Source organism: Kitasatospora sp. NPDC057518 (genome assembly GCF_042802075.1).
Taxonomy (GTDB): Bacteria; Actinomycetota; Actinomycetes; order Streptomycetales; family Streptomycetaceae; genus Kitasatospora.
The window spans coordinates 1-1,369 of record NZ_JBHVEU010000795.1 but is presented as its reverse complement, the minus strand read 5'-3'; the positions used below and the strand labels follow the sequence as shown (position 1 = coordinate 1,369).

Here is a 1,369-nt window from a genome sequence, read left to right as displayed (position 1 = left end):
GGGCCGGCGAGGAGGAGGTCCTGCCCCTGCTCACCGAGCGGGTCTCGATCGCCGCCGTCAACGGCCCCCGCTCCGTCGTGATCGCCGGCGACGCCGCCGAAGTCCGGGCCGTCGCCGCACAGTTCGACAAGGCCCGCGAACTGCGCGTCAGCCACGCCTTCCACTCCCCGCTCATGGAGCCGATGCTCGACGAGTTCCGCGACACCCTCGCCCAACTCACCTACCACGCCCCCGCCATCCCGATCGTCTCCACCCTCACCGGCCGACCCGCCACCACCGACCAGCTCACCGACCCCGACTACTGGATCCGCCACGCCCGCCACACCGTCCGCTTCCACGACGCCGTGGAGACGCTGCTGGCGGAGGGCGTCACCACCTTCCTGGAGCTCGGCCCCGACGCCGTGCTCACCGCCATGGGCCAGGAGTTCCTGGACGGCACGGCGGCCGGCGGCCGGGCGGCCCTGGTCGCCGCGCAACGCCGGGACCGCTCCGAGGAGTTCGCCCTGGCGTCCGCGCTGGCCGCGCTGCACCTGCGCGGCGTGCCGGTGGACTGGACGGCGTTCCACGCGGACGGCCACAGGGTCGACCTGCCGACCTACGCCTTCCAGCGCGGGCGGTACTGGCTGGACGTCGTCCAGCCGAAGGCCGGGGCCGGGACGGCCGATCCGCTGGACGCCTCCTTCTGGGCGGCCGTCGAGCAGCAGGACGAGGCCTCGCTGGCCGCCGTCCTGCGACTGGAGGGCGACGGCGGGGACCTCCCGTCCGAACTGCGGGCCGCACTGCCGCTGCTCGCCGCATGGCGGCGCGCCGCCAGGGCGGACGCCCCCGCGCCGCGGCCGGCCGACGCGCGGGACGCCGACGCGCCGGGCACCGGTGAGCGGCCGGACCGGTCCGCCGGGCTGCGGGAGCGGCTCGCCGGACTCACCGAGCCGGAGCGCGACGAGCTGCTGCTGGAGCTGATCGAGGAGTGCGTCGCCGGGGTGCTCGGCGAGGCCCCGCACAACGGCCTCGACCCCGAGTGCGGCTTCCTGGAGCAGGGCTTCGACTCCCTGACCGCGGTCGAGCTGCGCAAGCTGCTCACCGACGCCACCGGTCTGCGCCTGAGCAGCACGCTGATCTTCGACTACCCGACCCCCGCCGCCCTCGCCAAGCAGCTGCGCACGGCGCTGGACCCCGAGCTGCCGGGCGTCGGCCCGGCCGCGGGCGACGGCGCCGGGGCGACCGGCACCGCCGAGGCGGTCGGCGACGAGCTGATCGACGACATGGATCTGGCCGAGCTGCTCCGCCTGGCCCGCGACAACGGCAGTCGAAGTACTGACCTGGGAAGCACGTGAGCGAATCTGGCCAATGTCCGAGCATGGGGTGGGGA

At 75.0% G+C, this 1,369-nt stretch carries 1 protein-coding gene; it reads left to right on the top strand.

Going from position 1 to position 1,369, the window contains the following annotated elements; genetic code table 11:
• The coding region (locus ACFU7Z_RS39450) for an acyltransferase domain-containing protein (RefSeq protein ID WP_380782988.1) at positions 1-1,334 on the top strand (1,334 nt) is incomplete at its 5' end.
• Positions 1,335-1,369: the final 35 nt, after the last annotated feature.